Below are 15,170 nucleotides of genomic sequence, written 5' to 3' on the forward strand. Positions count from 1 at the left end.
GCCGCACCGAGCCGTGCTGCAGCTCGCAACGCAATCAAGCCGCGCTCCGGAAAACCAGAACCGGTTGAGTTATCAAGACTTGCGGGTGTTCGTCTGTCGATTGGCTGAACTCCTGCCTGATGTTTACCAAGCCGTTCGATGTCCGTGCAGCCTCGGATTTGGGTTGCGTAGATGAGTTGATATGCAACCACAGGATGCATAACATCTGGACATGCGCATTGTATCCGCCGTGGCCTTAGGCTCTGTGATGGCCTCAGCTGGGTCAGCCGTAGCCCTAGCCTCTGTCCTGTTTCCAGTGGAGCCAGCTCCCTTGGCCCCGCCGTGTACCGAACGTGCAGGGACCGTATATTGCGCGAACGGTTATGCGGGCTTTCGTGGCCCCTCAGGGAACCTCTGGATGGGCAGAGGTCGCCGAGGGACCGTGATCGTCAACATGGATGACAATCGGCAGGATCAAGAAGCACCCAGGCGCAAGCAAGATCACGATAGTTCCACTCGTCATCAGGAGTGGTGAGGCTTCCCAACTTCACGCCGAAGTTGCCGAACGGCGGACGAACGGCTGCTTTGGGGAAGCACGGAGCGCGATCCAGGTAGCCGGGTTGGGTCGCAGGCAGACCCTCCGCAACCGCAGCTTCTTCAGACTGCCACGAGTTACACACAGCTCATGGGTGAGCTGGATCATGGATGAGCCGTGTCGTCCCCGAACACAGCTCATGGGCGAGCTGCTTTGCCGGGGAATATGGCTCATGGATGAGCCCCTAAAAAGAAAGATAGAAGCTTTAAGAGATCGCGCCGTCGAACCACGCTACCGCACGACACGGCTCACCGGTGAGCTGCGTCTCGGATCAGGGTCGCACCTCCGCCCTGCAGGCACCCAGGGCATCCCGGAACATCTCAAGGTCGGCGAGCCGGAACTGAGCCGGCAGGGTGATGGTGGCGAGCAGCCGGCCAGCTGCTCCCAACAGGGCGAGGGTCACAGTTCTCAGGGTCGTGGTAGCATCTACGTGCATCTTGGCGGTCCTCCTACGGTGTCGCCACGGGTGTGGCCGTCGTCCGTGCTGGAACACGGGCGGCGGCGCCTTCTATCTCTGCTGCAGCTGCTGGAGCCCAGCGGACAGCAGCTCAACAACCGCATCAGCCCGCGATAGGCGCAGACCAGACTCCTGCTGACGGGCTTGGCGGTGCTGCTCGACTCGGTCGGCAATGGCTTGGGGCACCCGCACGCTCCACTGAACGTCGCGAGCTGCGGCTTGATCGTTATCGGCCATGCGGCCTCCTTGGCTGTGAATGATCACATTGTAGTCATCGCGACTGGCGACGCGACTGGCGACAGGCGACCGTTCGTCGGGCCGCTTGTGTCTCTTTTCTGCTGAACGACTGTGGCAAACATTCCCGCGAATACATGTAGAAGCCACCGTTGCACACTGAGCGTCACTCGATACAGCTTTGTGGTCTGCGTCACAGTGATTACAATGTAGTCGTCGGCAAGAGCTGACCCGGCCTGGAAACCGGTACTGAGGGGGCACCCCTTCAATGGCAAGACCTGGCACGCGGGCCTCACGGCCGCCGGTACCTCACCGGTTTCCAGCGTGTGCCAGGTCGGCCACCCATTGGAGCGCCATCATGACCCACCTGAGCACCCTTCCCACCCCGACCCTCAGCACCCTGGCTATCGGCCCTGGCTCCTGGCGGGACGCACCCCTTCCCCAACGCGGCGATGTCATCGACGCACGCGGCCTGCTGCGCCTGGCGCTGAGCGCTCGCGGAATGCGCTTGTCGTTCTGCGTGGACGGCATGATCGCTCGGGACTTGTCCACCAACGAGAGCTGCGGCGGGATCTACCCCTACGGCGATTTCGCCGGCATGCACGCAGCCCTGGTCGCCGGCGAGATGGAGGTGGATCATGTCTGAGATCCGCATGGATGCCGAAGCGCGTGCCAGGGTCATTGCGTGGCGCTGCGGCTTCGTCCTGGACCGCGACGCGGCGAGCATCCAGATCAAGTACCCCGCCGACGGCGTCGTTGCCGGTCGAGTGGCCTCGTTCGAGGACATCCCAGGCGCATTCGTCGAAGGCAGGCTGGCCAAGGAGGCGCGCGTATGAACGCAGCACCCCTGTACGGCCGCGGCCTGGATGAGATGACTGGCCTCGACGCTGCCGCCCTTGAGCGCGGAATGGACGGGCTGACCCAGGAGCTGGCGAACGGGCCGGCCTACACCGCCAAGGACCGAGCGCGACTCGAAGTGAACGCCCAGGCGTATGCCGCGGAGTTCTCCGCCGTCCGAGTGCGCGAGGCACGCCGGATCGCCAAGCTACACGGCTGCTCGATGAGGGGCGGGCGCTGCATCCCGGGCTTTCAGCTGACGAAGATCGCGACCGGCGAGGTGGTGGGCGGCCCCCGCTCCAAGGCGGCCATGCTGACGCCCGGCGACGTGGCCAGGGTCTTCGGTGGGCGCCTGTTGACCGAGGACGTGCTGTGAGCGCCCTGCGCGGCTCTCTGGCCGCGTTCCAGCGCGACGCCCGCTGCCTCACCCCTGCCGACGCACTGATCGTTGCTCTCACGCCCGCTGCGGCGTTCGTCCTTGGCGTCCTTGTCGTCTTCCCGGGCCGCTTCTGGGCCTGACCCATCCACGGGCCAAAAAAAGACCTGGACCGGTGTGAACTGGTCGGGGCTGAAGTCCGCGTGCGTGGAATGAACGAACCGTCGCCGCGCGAAACGAGGTCGATGTCTGTCGACACCGTCAATATTGCCGTCACGGATGCTCGTCGGCGCCGAGCACACAAAAAGAAACCCGGCAAGGTCACAGGACCTGCCGGGTTCTGGGTGCGCTGAAGATGGGGAGACGGGCCACAGCCAGCGGCTTTGCCACTAGAGGAGCACCGATCGATGAGCGTCTTTCGGTGAGTGCAGTGTTAGGTCACGACACCAGGCGCCGAGAGCCCAGGTCATCGGCCGCAGCCTATATCTACGAAATCAATAGATCCTGTCGAAACCTATCGAAATTTTCCATAAAGATTTTTGGCGCCCTGATTGTGGCTGCCACTGCTGATCCGTTGCTCAGATCCGAGCAATGAGAGTGACCACTTATATATAGCACGATGCGTGCCAGCTATTGCAGGGCTTCGATTAGGACGCGATCCTGTGCTCGTCGTGATGCGACAGTGACCAAATGAACCAAACACACAGGTGAGCCCATGCAACAGAAAGAGTTCGTCAGCACCACTGAGGTGATGAAGAAGCTGTCTATCAGCCGCAACACACTGCTGAAGATGGTCGCCACTGGCAAGTTTCCGCAGCCCCTGCGTCTGACTGAGAAGACCCTGCGCTGGCGCGAGCAAGTCGTATCCGACTGGGTGGCGAACATGGAGCGTGAAGCAGAATGCGCAGTCCAGAAATGAAAAACCCCGCTGGCAGGCGGGGCTCTTCGGAACACAACGGCTGGCAGGCCGAAGCGACCAACACTTTTCGAGTAGCACAAATGATCAATCAACAAGGCAATACTGGCATCCCAGCAGACCATTTGCAAGCTGCAAAAGGTGCATTCGGTCGCGTTTCTATCGACCAAGTCAGCGACGCCGAGTTCCTGGCTCAGGTGGCCGAAGCATTCGCCGGCGAAGAGCTAGGGCGGTGCGTCCTCGAAGGTCCGGACGGTGTCTCCTTCCAGGTCTGCGGTGCCGCCAAGCCGCTAATCGAACAACTGACCGAATGGACTGGACCCTCTGACCAGGATGGCATCGAGGTCCACTTTTGCGATGTCGGCCGCCGCGGTCGCGCCTATCCCCTGCAGGGGCTTCAGCACCTCGTGGACGTCTGCGCCGCTGCCCGTGCTCAGGCGGTGGCAGCATGAGCCAGCGCAACTATCAGCCTGAGAGCCCGGAGCGCGTAGCCTCGGCCCTAGCCTTCATTGATCCGACCGACCGCGAAATCTGGGTCAAGATGGCCATGGCCACCAAGGCGGCTCTAGGCGACATCGGGTTCGACATTTGGAGCAGCTGGAGCGAGGGGGCCGACAGCTTCTCCGCGACCGATGCCCGCGATGTGTGGCGCTCCGCCAAGGAAACCGGAGGCACCGGTGCCGCTACGCTGTTCTGGCATGCCCGCAACAACGGCTGGAAGGACGATGGCTCGTTCCAGGCTCCCGCGGCACTGACGGCTGAGCAGATTGCTGCTCGTGAAGCCCAGCGCGCTCACGCAGCAGCCGAAGAGGCTGCTCGCCGTGGCGCCGCCGCTGACTTGGCGAAGGCGCTGCGCGATGCTGGATCGAAGGAGATCAGTGACCACCCGTACATCAAGCGCAAGGGGGCTGGCCTTAAGTACGGCGCCGGGATCCGTCGCGGCAGCTTCCCCCAGCGTGGCTGGGACGACGCACTGTTGGTGCCGATCTATGGTGCCGACCGGAATGTCATGAGCCTCGAAGCGATCAGCGCGGATGGCGAGAAGATCGGCCTGAAGGATGGCGCGCGCTCCGGCGGCTTCTATCCCGTCGGCCAGTTCATGGCAGCGGAGACCAACCCCAGCCGCATCGTCATCGTCGCCGAAGGCCTTGCCACCGCTGCAGCCTGCCAAGCCGCCACCGGGTACCCGGCTGTGGTGGCGTTCAGCGTGGGCAACCTCCGCGGCGCCGGCGAGACCGTGAAGCGCATGTGCCCCGACGCCCGGCTGGTGATCGCCGCCGACCTGGGCGCGGAGGCCAAGGCCCGTGCCGCAGCGATCGCCCTCGGCGCTTGCTTGGTCGTTCCGCACGGCGAAGGCCTGGAGGACGGCAACGACTTCTGGGACGCTCGCGACATCCTGGGCGGGAAGTTGGTGGCCGCACAGTTCGAGGAGGCGATCGCCGCCGGCCCGCTGGAGGCTGAGGTGGTTGCCAGTGAGCAGGCCCTGCGCCCAGACGCAGCCCGTCAGGACGCTGCAGTCCGCGAGCAGGCCGCCCAAGCGTCGCCTGTCGTCCATGCCGAGGCCGAGGAGATCCCCGACGAGCTAGCAGCGCGGCTCCTGCCGAAGTTCGAGGAGCGCTCGGCCCAGCCGGTAACGATCCAATCTGCCAGCAGCGTGACGACCGCCACCAGCAGCGAGGATCCCGACTTCGACAAGCACTTCGCGGTCCTGGGCTTCGATCGCAGCACCATCTTCGTCTACAGCCACAGCCGGACGCAGGTGCTGACAACGTCTGCCTCGGCCCTGAGCAAGGCATCGGGTCTGATCGAGCTGGCTCCGCTCAACTGGTGGGAGTACTACTTCCAGAAGGCGGGCAAAGGTGGGTCGGGCCTCGACGCTGCTGCGGCTGCCGACTGGCTGGTGCGTCTGGCTGAGAAGCGCGGCATCTACGACGACAGCCGCGTGCGCGGTCGGGGCGTCTGGCTCGATGACGGCCGGCTTGTCTTCCACCACGGCAACTTCCTCACCGTGGACGGCGTCCAGACCGAGCTGAGCAACATCCGCAGCCGGCACGTGTACGAGGGCGCTGCCGCTATCTCGTCGGCCGCCGACACCCGCATGACAGCGTCGGAAGGCGCTGCTCTGACTGCGACCGCTTGCCGGTTCCGCTGGTCGCACTCCGGATCTGGGCTGCTGATGGCGGGCTGGGCGTTTCTGGCCCCAGTGTGCGGTGCTCTGAACTGGCGCTCGCACATCTGGGTCACCGGTGCCGCCGGCTCCGGCAAGTCGACCCTGCTGGACAAGTTCCTGGCCCAGCTGATGCCGAGCGACTGGCTGCTCTCCCTGCAGGGCAGCAGCACCGAGGCTGGTGTGCGTCAGAAGCTCAAGGGCGACGCGCGCCCCGTGCTGATCGATGAGTTCGAGTGCAACACTGAAGCCGACGTGAAGCGCATCGAGTCCATCCTGACCCTGATCCGCCAGTCGTCCTCCGAGACCGGTGCCGAGGTTGCCCGCGGCACGATCAGCGGCCACGCCATGAGCTTCCGCATCCGCAGCGCCTTCTGCTTGGCTTCGGTCGGTGTCTCCCTGAGCCGGCAGACCGACGAGGACCGCCTGACTCGCCTTGAGCTGGCCGCCGAGGCGGTCGGTGACTGGGACACCCTGGAGCGTGAGCTGGAGGCGATAGCCGCGGACCACACCTATGGGCAGCGCATGTTCGCCCGGGCCTTGAAGATGCTGCCCGTGATCCGCGAGTCGGCTGCCGTCATCAGCCGTGTGGCTGGCAAGCACTTCGGCCGTCAGCGTGATGGCGACCAGTTCGGCACCCTGCTAGCGGGCGCCTGGTGCTTGCAGAAGGACAAGGCTCCGACCGAGGCCGAGGCCAAGGTGCTCATCGAGGGCCAGGACTGGGCAAGCCTCGGTGCTGGTGCGTCGGTCCAGGTGAACGATAGCCGTCAGGCGCTCGACGCGATCCTCAGCTCTCCGGTTCGGGTCGACCAGCGCACCTTCAGCGTCGCCCAGCTCATCGAGGTCGCCGCTGGTGGAGCGATGGCAGGGACGGGCTCGCTGCCGGCCTTCGACCAAGCCGTTCACAGCCTGGGCCTGCACGGGATCCGCATCTCGGAAGGCGAAGATCCCCGGCGCCTGATGTTCGCCATGGCGCGCCGCGAGCTAGTGAAGCTGGTCGAGGGTACCGACTTCGAAACCGACCTGATCGGCCGCTTGGCTCGCCTGCCGGGCGCCTGGAAATCGAAGGTCAAGAAGCCGGGCGAGGTCGGGCCGCCCGAGAAGGCGCGCTTCGCCGGCGCAACTAGCCGCTACGTCTCCATCCCGCTGAGCCTGTGTGGCAGCGGGGAGGATGTCGATGCGACCAACGACGACCACCCGTTCTGATCAACCAGGGGCGCGTGCCGCCCCTCTGGAGCACAGACAGCGACGTCCTCTGACCGGCCCGTAATACCACCCCTTGCGATAAGGCCCGCCCCGAGCGGGCTTCTTTGTTCCTGGGTGCCCGCCGGAGCCTCTTGCCAGATCGGCCCAGGTCGCTAGTTTCGCCCCGTGCCGCAGCCAGAAGAGCTGGGCCAGCCACAGGCAGACCGATGTCGCAGAGCGCGGGCCACGGTTTCGATCATGACCCCTCTTCCTGGGGGCAGAAGCTGTGGCGCGCCTTCTGCGATTTCGCCTGGATAGGCGTCCTCTTCGTGTTCCTCTGGATCGAGTCGAAGCACTTCACCCACGGGGTGAAGGACGCGGCGGAGGTCGCGAGGGATCTCCTGAGCGCCGAGACGCTCTCTACCGTCAGCCTGCTCGCGCTGATCCAGCCGACAGCCACCTGCTTCCTCTCCGCAAAGGGTGCGCAGCACACCACCAGCAGCTTGCTCAAGCACAAGGTGGTCCGCGAAATGGTCGTCGCGGCGTGCGCCGGCGCCAGCGCGCTGGCCATCCTTTTCTCGATCCTGTTCGCGATCTACTGGGCTGCGCTCAGCTTCGAGTATTTCTTCGGCGTAGCCATGGTTTGGACTGCGTGCGCGATCATTTGCGCGGCCATGTGGATTGTTGGCCGGTTTGTCAGTAGCTACAGTCCGAAAAACAAGCATTGAGGCCTATTTGCCTCTGCGAATACTGGTGAATGCTTGCGGTAATTTGCCATAGTGACCTTGCCAGGCAGTCACCCCCGCCGTCTCAACGGTGGCAATGGTGGCCGGTCCCCAAGGCGGTGAAGTGCCTCGACCTGCGGTCGGAAGAGCTGCGCCAGGGTGGTGTCGGCCGTTTCACCCGCCACTCGCCTACATGCCAAGCGAAGTCGTAGCGCTTCTCATTTGCGAAGCCATGACCTGAATTGGGCAGCAGAGGCTAAGTATTGAGCCCTGCTGTTCCCATCTTTGCACCTTGTTCCCGTGCCTGTTCCCACTGCCTGGAACGCTGAAAACCGCATGATAGAGCGGTTCGCGAGCGTTGTTCCCATGTTCCCACGAAAAAACGGATAAAGGCCTGTATAGGGAGAGGATTGGGTGTCCCGCCTCCTCTCAATCACGCCCCGTTATTGTCTCCTCCTCCCGTAGGGCTTCTATATCTATATTTATGGGAACATGGGAACAGAGAAGAAGAAAGCCAGTATTGACGGGGTCTAGAGGTGTTCCCATTGATGTTCCCATCTGAGAAATCGGGTGGGAACGTGGGAACAAGGGGTGGTTGAGGGCCTGAATGTGGGTTGAGGGGCGGGGAAAGCGAAAAATCCCCCGCAATCGATCGCCCCGGAGACCCGCCTGGCGGCCGGCCTTAAATTTCGATGGTGGGTGGTCACCGGCGATTGGCGTGATGCAACGATGGCGGACATGACGAACTACCGGGCCGCGAAGCCAGCATCATGACCGAACACACCACCCCTGGAGCAGAGCGCGACTGGATCACTCTGAGAGCTGAAGCCAAGCGCCTATACGAAACCACCGGCGCATCGTTCCTGTCCGTGGCCAGCCAACTCGGCATCAACGAGCGCACGGTCAAGAAATGGAGCAGCCAGGACGATGGCTGGCGCAAAGAGAATGCCCCCACCAGCACCGCCGACCGCGTGCGCGTCATGGCGGAGATTGCCTCCGAGCTGGAACGGACCCCGGCCCCCATTGTCGGCACCGGCGATCCCGCGACCGAGCCCACCCGTGAGGAGATTGAGGAGAAGCTGCTGCTTCGGCATCGCGCCCAATGGGCGGCCGTATCGAACTTGGCATCAACGGCGATCCGAGGCCGGGACGAGCAGTCCGCCCGGCTGGCCTATGCCTTGAGCCGCACCTTCGCCACCGCTCAGCGCTCTGAGCGCATCGCCTACGGCCTGGGTACCGGTGAGACGTCGCCGGCAACCGTAGTGCTTGAGCGCGAGTGACCCAACGCGCCTCCCTAGCGGCCTGGGCCTCTGAGCGTCCCTCCTCTCGGCGAGCGTGACGTCAGCATAGCGGTATCGAAGCCCCCGAGCCGCCAGCTATGCCGACCCTCCTCATCCAACACAGCTCCCGGCAGCCAGGTACCGGCAAGCGCCAAGGGCACACGGTCAGGGCTGCAACGGTCGACGCGAGGCGCCCGGCGCAGTTCTACGCTGCCAACAACATCCTGGCGGTAGAGGGCGACCGCTTGGCCTCCGAGCGACCCGTCACGGCCGGCCGGGTGGTCGAGTTCATGGACGCCACCGGCCTGCAGCCCTGTACCGGCATGCCATTCGGCCCGGTTCATACCCCTTGGTGCGGGAACCCCGTGCGGTCGCATGCCCTCGCTTGGCGTTTCCACGGACGTCCTGGCTACCTGGTCAGCTGCGAACTGACTCACGGCCACCTGTTCCATGCGGCTGACCAGGCTCGTGCTGCCGGCTGGTCGTTCCACTATCTCGGCCCGGCGTGGGCGGTCAGTCAGGGAGGTCCGGACACCGATCGCCGTCTGGTGCTTTGCGCTCCACCGGTTGGCCTCGATGTGGCGGCCATTGGAGCCATGGTGAGGGCAGCCCGACCGGGCGGATGGGCGACCAAGGAGCACGACCGGGCCGCGACCATCGGCGTCCCTGCCCTGCAGGGCCGGCTGGATCCACGGGCGAGAAGAGAGGCCCGGCTGCGATCGTGATTGCCCGGCACCGGCGGCGTGACGCGACCATGGCTCCACATTCCTAGGAGCCACCATCATGACCGCCCCGACCCTGTTTACTTCCCCGTTCAGCATCCACCGGCTCGCCATCCTGGCATGCCCTGCGCTGCTGAGGATCGTGCTCAACCTGCACGACGCTCTCGCCCACTTGCTCGATGCTGACCTAGCGGCCAGCATGACCGACGTGCAGCGTGCGATCGCCGCGGAGCTGGTCAGCTCCCACGCCCGCTACGGCGACGCCGACGCAGGCTTCGTGCTCCTGGCCACCGCGGCGGAGACGGCCCTGGCCAACGTCGAGCGGGAGTACGGGGCAGTGCGCTGGGATCTGCTGACGGGCTGAGGCACATGAACCACGTAGAGTAGATGGGTACGTGGCGATGCCTCGTCGTGTAGGCAATGACGAGCTAGCTACCGGGGGCCCAGGCGCTCGATCGTGCGTCCCTGCGCCGAAGGCGATCGCGACGAGCGCAGCGGCTACGCCACAACCGGTTCTCCACAGGCCACCTTGTATGCGATTGGTACGTGGCCTATATGCTGCGTCGGCCAGACGGCTGCAGCAGGAGACCACTATGCGAGTAACGAAGACGGAGTACACGTTCGACGGCGATCCGGCCGAGTTCAAGGAGGTGGCACACCTGTTTGAACCGAAACAGCAGCACCCAGCTACAGGAAAAGCTTCGCCTGCCGTAGATGGAGCTGACCAAGAAGAGGTACCTCCAACACCATCTACCTCGACCGCTAAGCCGCTTCTCACTGAAACCGCCGTAAAGGCCATGTTCCAGAAGCGGGCTCTGACCTCGGATCAGGCCGCGGTCGTCAAGATGGTCCACAAGGCCGGCGACGCCGGCACCACCACGGAGGACATCGCAGCGGCCACGGGCTTCGACCGCAAGACGGTGAAGGCCACGCTCCGCCTGCTGGGCAAGCGGGTCTACCACACCCAGGAATGGCCTAAGGACCAGCCGATCTTCCGCCAGGAGTGGGAAGGGTACCGCAACCGGTATTGGATGCATGACGCCATGCGCACCGTGCTTGACTCCGGAGAGGTGAAGCTCTGAGGCCGCTCGACCTCGCACTGAACACCATCATGACGGACTGCGCCTCGGAGTGCTCATGCACCCCGGGGCGTTTTCCGTTTGGGCGCTACGCCGTGTTGTCGCAAAAGTCCTAAGTGCCGCGACACGATGAACGGCACCAAAAAGCGTAGCTGTCACGTGTTGCAAATGTCGTCGCAGAATCGATATGCTCTGCGACATGTTTTGCGACAGGTAGACGGCTATGAGCGAGCCGACCAAATCGGCCCCTCTGGGCCACTTTATCGGCTACGCCCGGGTCAGCACAGACAGCCAGGAGCTGACCAACCAGCAGGCCGCCCTGAAGGCTGAGGGCTGCACCCGGATCTTCGCGGAGAAGATCACCGGCGCGAAACGGGACCGCGTCGAACTGGACCGGATGCTGGATCACCTGCGGGCCGGCGACGTCGTCGTGGTCACTCGCCTCGATCGCCTGGCACGCAACACTCGCGACCTGCTCGACATCGCTGAGCGCCTGCGGGGCATCGGCGCCGGGCTGCGCTCAATGGCGGAGCCCTGGGCGGATACGACCAGCCCAGCCGGCAAGATGATCCTGACCATCATGGCGGGCATCGCTGACTTCGAGCGCTCGCTGATCCTGGAACGCACCAGCACCGGACGCACGGCGGCCAAGGCCCGGGGCGTGAAGTTCGGCCGGACGCCGGCCATGACGCCGGAGAAGCTGGCCGCGGCCAGGTCCCTGCTGGCTGAGCCGGGCAAGACCATGACGCAGGTCGCCGCCGCGCTCGGCGTGCACCGGGCAACCCTCTATCGGTCCCTCGCTAACCGCACCTAGGATCCGATGGAGACGAGAGTAAGGTCTCATTAGGCATGCCTAGCTAGGCTTTAAGCCACCTCACCGCGGATCCCGTTGTGCTCCAGGACATCATTTCACGCCTCTGCCGTCGCGACCAAGGGCGTCCTGAGGTCGAGACGCAAGCTGATATCCGGCAGCTGATCCTTGAGGCCCCATTTGAACTCCATGAAGGTGATCTCAAGATCGTTTCACTGGAGGCTCCAATCGCGGGAGGTCGCCGCATCGATATCGAGGTCGGCTCAACGGTGATCGAGGTCAAGCGTGATCTACGGCGGGGCCGTGTTCGCGAAGAGGCTATCGACCAACTCTCTGGCTATGTTGCAACTAGAGCCGCAGAGACCGGTTTACGTTATGTAGGTGTACTGACAGACGGAGCAGAGTGGCGTTGCTACAATCTCGTCGGCAGCACGCTCGAACAAGTATCTGAGCACGCCGTTACTGGAGATGCAGATAGTCTAGGGAAGTTAATATTCTGGCTAGAGGGGGTGCTGGCGACTGCAACGAACATTGCGCCAACCTCTCGCGAGATCGAGGCTCGCTTAGGAGCACGAAGCAGCGCGTATGCTCTCGATCGCGCGACTGTCGCCGCCCTGTATGAACACAACAAAGATCTTCCGACGGTGAAGCTTAAGCGAGAGCTATGGTCGCGACTACTTGCGTCCGCATTGGGCAATCATTTCAAGAACGACGACGCTCTATTCATCGAGCACACACTGCTAGTCAATACAGCAGAAGTCATCGCTCACGCGGTTCTGGGTCTCAAAGTTACCGAACTCAATCCGGCCTCCTTGCTCTCGGGCGAGAAGTTTGCCGAAAGCAGTGTATATGGCGTCGTAGAAGCAGATTTTTTTGATTGGGTAATCGAGGTCGATTCAGGCGACCAATTTATCAAAACGCTAGCGCGAAGGCTTTCTAGATTTGATTGGAGCGCCGTTCGAGAAGACGTGCTCAAAGTGCTCTATGAGTCCGTAATCAGTCCTGATACCCGCAAAAAACTCGGAGAATACTACACGCCTGATTGGCTGGCGGAGGCTATCGTTGAAGAGGCCGTCAGCGACCCCCTGTCCCAGAAGGTACTCGACCCCTCATGTGGGTCCGGCACCTTCCTCTTCCACTGCGTGCGCAAGTTCCTCGACGCATCGGCCTTGGCCGGTGCCGATCTCGCCTCAGCCTTAAACGGGCTGACGAGACACGTGATGGGAATGGACCTGCATCCGGTCGCAGTTCTATTTGCACGTGTCACCTATCTCCTCGCGATCGGGCGAGATCGACTGACCAACAGCGCACGGGGTGCGATCCACATCCCGGTCTTCCTCGGCGACTCCCTCCAATGGCGTGAGCAGCAGCTTGATCTCTGGACAGCCGGAGAGTTGGTGATCCACGCTGATGACGGCCGTGAGCTCGTGGGTTCGGAGCTGCGTTTCCCTGACGAGCTACTAGAGGACGCTGAGCTTTTTGACCAGCTCGTTGATGAGCTAGCGACAAAGGCAAGCAGCAGCAGACCAGGACGAGCGGCGCCAAGTTTAGCTGCGGTCTTCTCGAGGTTAGCGATTCCGAAGCGCTGTCAAGCAACGATCAACGATACCTTCGCCACCATGTGTCGCCTTCACAATGAAGGCCGTGATCATATTTGGGGATACTACGTGCGCAATATGGCGCGGCCAATGTGGCTTGCGCGTGAGGCGAACCGCGTTGACCTTCTGATTGGAAATCCGCCGTGGGTTGCCTACCGCAACATGTCGCGGGACATGCAAGTAACCTTCAAAGAGATGAGCGAGAGGCGCAATCTATGGGCTGGGAAGGAACTTGCTACAGCTCAGGACCTTTCCGCATTATTCGTGGTACGTGCTACAGAGCTATATCTAAAGAAGGGTGGACACCTGGCTATGGTGCTCCCAAACGCGGCTGTTGATCGAGAACAATTCGCGGGATTTCGATGCGGCACTTACTCCGGCCGTTCAGGAAATCTGAGTCTCGCGTTCGAAGGTTCTTGGGACCTTCGTCGCATTCGACCACATTTCTTCCCTCGTGGGGCGAGCGTAGTCTTCGCGCGCCGCGCAGATCATCCCGGCGCGCTGCCGCAAGCAGCTACAATCTGGAGTGGCCGTCTGCCCAGGGCAAACTGTAGCTGGTCTGCTGCTCGTGAAGCAATCGAACGCTCAGTAGGCGATTTGCGGCGCCTTGATGAGGCTGTGTCTTCGCCCTTCGCTGAACGTTTTAGCCAAGGCGCAACGTTCAATCCGCGTGTGCTTTTTATCGTGCATAGGCGCGAGGCTGGGCCACTTGGTCTTCAGGCTGGCCGTGTAGCTGTTGAGTCCTCTCGCAGCGCCAATGAAAAGCTCCCCTATAGAGAACTGCCGCCAGTCAGAGGGGTCATCGAATCTGAGTTCGTCAGGCCGGTTTACTCAGGTGAAAACCTGCTGCCATATCGAGTGCTTAGTCCCTTACAGGCGGTCATCCCTTGTTCGGCGGACAGATCGTTGAGCCCACGCGAAATAGATTTTCACTCCGGTCTGCGGACCTGGTGGGCTCAGTGTGAGAAAATCTGGGAAGGAAACCGGGCAGAGGCAACGCGGCTGTCCCTTATGGAGCAACTCAATTATCAGTCGAAGCTCACCAGGCAGCTTCCGATTGCGCCGTTTCGGGTGATCTATAACGCATCTGGCATGCATTTGGCAGCAGCGAAACTCCGAGATAATCGGGCTCTGGTCTCAAAAAGTCTTTATTGGGCCGCGTTCCGCAGCGAAGACGAGGCTGACTATCTATGTGCAATCCTCAATAGCTCTGCTACCACAGAATTACTGCGACCGCTGATGTCTTATGGCAAGGACGAGCGGCACGTCGACAAAAATCTATGGCAACTGGCAATTGCAGACTACGATCCGGAGAACCCGACGCATCAAGAGCTAGTAACCCTCTCACGCCGAATAGGTCCGCTGATAGAAGGCATCGAGATTGGTGAGGCGCGGCACTTTCCGATCATTCGGCGGAAGGTACGTGAGACGATTGAGGGCTCGCCAGAAGGTGCACGCATTACACAGCTTGTGTCAGCTCTGATAACCCGGACCGATGGCAACTGAGCGCACGATAAGGCGATCGCATTCGATTTGCGCCGGAAAGCAGGAGTGCTGTTCGGGTCTTCAAAAGCTAGCAATCGCTCCTCCTTCCGCTTTGTCGAATGGTAACGCCACGCCGGCTCAAAACGTACACCTTGTGACCCAGGCGCACGTCGCGTCACTTAGATGGATCAAAGGTGTTGCGACGCTGTGAGCTACCCCGCAGTATCTGAGCCACATATTTTGAGCCAGGATACGGGAGCATCATGGCGATCATCGGGTATGTGAGGGTCAGTACAGGCGACCAGAGCGTCGAGGGTACGCCTGTGGTGAAGGCCGCGATCTTCGTTGAGGCGGCGTGTCAGGCGGCGATCGGCTGAGGGTGGGTCTCGGTCCAGTTCCAGGGGAGCAGGTCGTCGAGGCCTCGAGCCGGATGGTCGGGCAGCCGGCTGAGCACATCGGCGAGCCAGGCCTGCGCATCGATGCCGTTGAGCTTGGCGGTCTCGATCAGCGTGTAGAGGGCGGCCGCGCGATGGCCGCCGGCATCCGAGCCGGCGAAGGTCCAGTTGCGGCGGCCTACCGCGATCGGCCGGATCGCCCGTTCGGCGGCGTTGTTCGACAGGCAGGCGCGCCCGTCGTCGAGGAAAAGGATGAAGGCGCTCCAACGCTTGAGCATGTAGTCGATCGCTTGCGCCACCGGAGCCTTGGCGGAGAGCTTGGCGCGGTT

At 62.6% G+C, this 15,170-nt stretch carries 16 protein-coding genes; 14 read left to right on the forward strand and 2 right to left on the reverse strand.

Going from position 1 to position 15,170, the window contains the following annotated elements; all coding sequences use genetic code 11:
• Positions 1-845: 845 nt before the first annotated feature.
• Positions 846-1,010 carry a hypothetical protein gene (locus ACTJK8_RS30980; protein WP_440763075.1) on the reverse strand — a complete coding sequence of 55 codons (165 nt, stop codon included), beginning with the start codon at positions 1,008-1,010 and terminating at the stop codon, positions 846-848.
• 613 nt (positions 1,011-1,623) lie between these two features.
• On the opposite strand from ACTJK8_RS30980, the gene ACTJK8_RS30985 reads away from it, so the two are divergent.
• From ACTJK8_RS30985 to ACTJK8_RS31050, 14 genes are all read left to right on the forward strand, one after another.
• The gene (locus ACTJK8_RS30985; protein ID WP_440763076.1) at positions 1,624-1,911 is read left to right on the forward strand and encodes a hypothetical protein; all 288 of its coding nucleotides are present in this window, start codon (positions 1,624-1,626) and stop codon (positions 1,909-1,911) included.
• Entirely contained in the window at positions 1,904-2,101 is a 198-nt protein-coding gene (locus ACTJK8_RS30990) for a hypothetical protein (protein ID WP_440763077.1), read from the forward strand. The genes ACTJK8_RS30985 and ACTJK8_RS30990 overlap by 8 nt, the downstream gene beginning before the upstream one ends.
• A complete protein-coding gene (locus ACTJK8_RS30995) occupies positions 2,098-2,478 on the forward strand; it encodes a hypothetical protein (protein ID WP_440763078.1) in 381 nt (126 codons plus the stop codon). The genes ACTJK8_RS30990 and ACTJK8_RS30995 overlap by 4 nt, the downstream gene beginning before the upstream one ends.
• Complete coding sequence (locus tag ACTJK8_RS31000) at positions 2,475-2,621, forward strand: hypothetical protein (protein ID WP_440763079.1); 147 nt, start codon at positions 2,475-2,477, stop codon at positions 2,619-2,621. The genes ACTJK8_RS30995 and ACTJK8_RS31000 overlap by 4 nt, the downstream gene beginning before the upstream one ends.
• 572 nt (positions 2,622-3,193) lie before the next feature.
• On the forward strand, positions 3,194-3,397 hold the full coding sequence (locus ACTJK8_RS31005; RefSeq protein WP_440763080.1) for a helix-turn-helix transcriptional regulator: 204 nt from the start codon (positions 3,194-3,196) through the stop codon (positions 3,395-3,397).
• Positions 3,379-3,846 (forward strand): hypothetical protein, encoded by a 468-nt coding sequence (locus ACTJK8_RS31010; protein ID WP_440763081.1) that lies wholly within the window; start codon positions 3,379-3,381, stop codon positions 3,844-3,846. Before ACTJK8_RS31005 ends, ACTJK8_RS31010 begins: the two co-directional genes overlap by 19 nt.
• A complete protein-coding gene (locus ACTJK8_RS31015; RefSeq protein ID WP_440763082.1) occupies positions 3,843-6,767 on the forward strand; it encodes a PriCT-2 domain-containing protein in 2,925 nt (974 codons plus the stop codon). Before ACTJK8_RS31010 ends, ACTJK8_RS31015 begins: the two co-directional genes overlap by 4 nt.
• A 206-nt stretch (positions 6,768-6,973) precedes the next feature.
• Complete coding sequence (locus ACTJK8_RS31020; protein ID WP_440763083.1) at positions 6,974-7,474, forward strand: hypothetical protein; 501 nt, start codon at positions 6,974-6,976, stop codon at positions 7,472-7,474.
• 767 nt (positions 7,475-8,241) lie between these two features.
• Positions 8,242-8,751 (forward strand): hypothetical protein, encoded by a 510-nt coding sequence (locus ACTJK8_RS31025; protein WP_440763084.1) that lies wholly within the window; start codon positions 8,242-8,244, stop codon positions 8,749-8,751.
• A 98-nt stretch (positions 8,752-8,849) separates the two neighbouring features.
• On the forward strand, positions 8,850-9,476 hold the full coding sequence (locus ACTJK8_RS31030) for a hypothetical protein (RefSeq protein WP_440763085.1): 627 nt from the start codon (positions 8,850-8,852) through the stop codon (positions 9,474-9,476).
• 58 nt (positions 9,477-9,534) lie between these two features.
• Positions 9,535-9,837 (forward strand): hypothetical protein, encoded by a 303-nt coding sequence (locus ACTJK8_RS31035; protein ID WP_440763086.1) that lies wholly within the window; start codon positions 9,535-9,537, stop codon positions 9,835-9,837.
• Positions 9,838-10,066: 229 nt separating this feature from the next.
• Positions 10,067-10,555, forward strand: coding sequence for a hypothetical protein (locus tag ACTJK8_RS31040; protein ID WP_440763087.1), 489 nt, complete (start codon positions 10,067-10,069; stop codon positions 10,553-10,555).
• Positions 10,556-10,775: 220 nt separating this feature from the next.
• Positions 10,776-11,366, forward strand: a complete 591-nt coding sequence (locus ACTJK8_RS31045) for a recombinase family protein (protein WP_440763088.1) — start codon at positions 10,776-10,778, stop codon at positions 11,364-11,366.
• A 77-nt stretch (positions 11,367-11,443) separates the two neighbouring features.
• Entirely contained in the window at positions 11,444-14,467 is a 3,024-nt protein-coding gene (locus ACTJK8_RS31050) for an N-6 DNA methylase (RefSeq protein WP_440763089.1), read from the forward strand.
• A gap of 337 nt (positions 14,468-14,804) precedes the next feature.
• Here the strand turns inward: ACTJK8_RS31050 and ACTJK8_RS31055 are convergent.
• The coding region (locus ACTJK8_RS31055; RefSeq protein WP_440763090.1) for an IS66 family transposase at positions 14,805-15,170 on the reverse strand (366 nt) is incomplete at its 5' end.

This window comes from Methylobacterium sp. 22177 (genome assembly GCF_052045615.1).
In the GTDB taxonomy this organism is placed as follows: Bacteria; Pseudomonadota; Alphaproteobacteria; order Rhizobiales; family Beijerinckiaceae; genus Methylobacterium; species Methylobacterium radiotolerans.

Bases quoted from the DNA above. Each gene is read 5' to 3' on its own strand.
- ACTJK8_RS31005 (WP_440763080.1), top strand. From the start codon at position 3,194: ATGCAACAGAAAGAGTTCGTCAGCACCACTGAGGTGATGAAGAAGCTG.
- ACTJK8_RS31030 (WP_440763085.1), top strand. From the start codon at position 8,850: ATGCCGACCCTCCTCATCCAACACAGCTCCCGGCAGCCAGGTACCGGC.
- ACTJK8_RS30985 (WP_440763076.1), top strand. From the start codon at position 1,624: ATGACCCACCTGAGCACCCTTCCCACCCCGACCCTCAGCACCCTGGCT.
- ACTJK8_RS30990 (WP_440763077.1), top strand. From the start codon at position 1,904: ATGTCTGAGATCCGCATGGATGCCGAAGCGCGTGCCAGGGTCATTGCG.
- ACTJK8_RS31020 (WP_440763083.1), top strand. From the start codon at position 6,974: ATGTCGCAGAGCGCGGGCCACGGTTTCGATCATGACCCCTCTTCCTGG.
- ACTJK8_RS31010 (WP_440763081.1), top strand. From the start codon at position 3,379: ATGCGCAGTCCAGAAATGAAAAACCCCGCTGGCAGGCGGGGCTCTTCG.
- ACTJK8_RS31040 (WP_440763087.1), top strand. From the start codon at position 10,067: ATGCGAGTAACGAAGACGGAGTACACGTTCGACGGCGATCCGGCCGAG.
- ACTJK8_RS31015 (WP_440763082.1), top strand. From the start codon at position 3,843: ATGAGCCAGCGCAACTATCAGCCTGAGAGCCCGGAGCGCGTAGCCTCG.
- ACTJK8_RS31035 (WP_440763086.1), top strand. From the start codon at position 9,535: ATGACCGCCCCGACCCTGTTTACTTCCCCGTTCAGCATCCACCGGCTC.
- ACTJK8_RS30980 (WP_440763075.1), bottom strand. From the start codon at position 1,010: ATGCACGTAGATGCTACCACGACCCTGAGAACTGTGACCCTCGCCCTG.
- ACTJK8_RS31025 (WP_440763084.1), top strand. From the start codon at position 8,242: ATGACCGAACACACCACCCCTGGAGCAGAGCGCGACTGGATCACTCTG.
- ACTJK8_RS30995 (WP_440763078.1), top strand. From the start codon at position 2,098: ATGAACGCAGCACCCCTGTACGGCCGCGGCCTGGATGAGATGACTGGC.
- ACTJK8_RS31045 (WP_440763088.1), top strand. From the start codon at position 10,776: ATGAGCGAGCCGACCAAATCGGCCCCTCTGGGCCACTTTATCGGCTAC.